Genomic DNA, 1,365 nt, shown 5'->3' on the forward strand with positions numbered 1-1,365 from the left:
GAGTAGGCGCCGACGCCGTCGTTCTTGATGCCGTTGCGGCCGTGGACGTCCTTGTAATAGTCCCAGGTGAGTTGGGCGCCGTAGGCGGCGTCCACGGCTGCGGTCTGCCGGTCGCTGGCGGTGCCGTCGCCCCAGGTGTCGTCCGCGTCGGTGAACAGCGTGCCGGTGCCGGAGCTGCCGCCGTTGAGGTCATAGGTCTTGTGGCCGCCGCGGGTGCCGTCGGTCATCGAGTAGCTGCCGTCGGCCGGCGTGGTGCCGATGGTGACCTGGCCGGAGTACTTGCTGTTGCCGACGCCGGTCTCGATGCCCTGGAACTCGAACAGCTTCTTGCCTGTCTTGGCGTCGGTGATGACGTGCAGCTCGGAGGGGGTGCCGTCGGCCTGGGTGCCGCCGACCACCGTCTCCCAGGCCAGGGTCGGGGTGCCGGACGCGGCCCAGACGACCTTGCGGGCGGTGCCGGCCTTCGCCTTCGCGACGCCTTTGGCCTTGGCGCGGCCCACCGCGAAGGTCTTCGCGGAGCCGGCGCTCTTGGCGGCGGTGGTGGAGGCGACGGTGATGGTCGCGTTGGTGGCCTTGGTGACGCCCTTGGCGGAGCCGTTCGCGGCGGTGTGGACGACCAGGTCGCCGCCCAGGACCGGCAGTCCGGCGAAGGTCCGCTCGTAGCGGGTGTGCAGGGTGCCGTCCGCGTCCTTCAGGACGGACTTGACGATCAGCGCCTCCTGCGACTTCAGGTGCAGCGACCTGGCGGTCACCGCCCGGGACTTGTTCGCCGCGGCCAGCAACTCACCACGCTGCGACGGCGACAACTGCACCGGCAGTGCGCCGGCGCGGGCCCGGGCCTTGGCCGGGGTCTGGCTCATGGTGTCGGCGGTGGCGACACTGGACGGCAGCGCGGCCGCGATCATCGCGGCGCCGGCTATCAACGCGCTCGCGGCGACGGCCTTACGGGAGGATCGAGTCACACGGAACTCCTTCTGCAGCGGCCGGGTGTGCACGGCCGGAGTCAGCCGGGCAGGCGAGGGTGTTGCCGCCCGGTAGAGCTGGAGGTGCGAGTGGGTCGGACGGTGTCCGACGTGATCGCCGCATCGTGTGGTGCGCGTGCGTTTGCAGGTGTGCTCTGCGGCGACTGAACGGAAGCGTGCCAGCTTTGACGAGGGCCCGTCATGTACGCGGCGCCAACTTGACCGAAATCCGTCATGGGTCGATCTGTGGCGTTCGTTGGACTACCCTGCGGTAGGCGTCACTTGAGCCTTTTGGCGGTCGGGCGTCCGTCCCAGCGGTAGAGCGGAGTGGCGCGGCGGATGACCATACGGAGCGTGACGATCGTGGCGGAAAGTTAGAGGTAGAGGTCGACGACCTGGCTGC

General features: G+C 69.5%; 2 pseudogenes. Both read right to left on the reverse strand.

The annotated features are described in order from the left end of the window. Positions 1–962, reverse strand: a pseudogene (locus tag AB0915_RS39195) (M4 family peptidase); the annotation flags it as partial. 278 nt (positions 963–1,240) lie between these two features. Then, a pseudogene (locus tag AB0915_RS39200) lies at positions 1,241–1,365 on the reverse strand (IS5/IS1182 family transposase); the annotation flags it as partial.

This window comes from Streptomyces sp. NPDC048411, from assembly GCF_040704695.1.
Taxonomy (GTDB): domain Bacteria; phylum Actinomycetota; class Actinomycetes; order Streptomycetales; family Streptomycetaceae; genus Streptomyces.